Here is a 227-nt window from a genome sequence, read left to right on the forward strand (position 1 = left end):
TTGGTGAAGCGGTTTAACACAGCAGCCTTTCACGCTGTCATACAGGGGTTCGAATCCCCTACGGGTCACCATATTACTCCACAAAGTGAAGTGAAGCTTTGTAGCAACACCGAATACTTTGCGGGAGCCCCAACAACTATTTGGGGATCGTGGAGGCTTAGCTCAGCTGGGAGAGCATCTGCCTTACAAGCAGAGGGTCGGCGGTTCGATCCCGTCAGCCTCCACCA

General features: G+C 53.3%; 1 tRNA gene. It reads left to right on the forward strand.

Going from position 1 to position 227, the window contains the following annotated elements:
* The first annotated feature begins 151 nt into the window (after positions 1–151).
* Positions 152–227, forward strand: a tRNA-Val gene (locus SB752_RS33475).

Origin of the sequence: Brevibacillus sp. SIMBA_040 (assembly GCF_046535075.1) — a bacterium.
Classification (GTDB): Bacteria; Bacillota; Bacilli; order Brevibacillales; family Brevibacillaceae; genus Brevibacillus.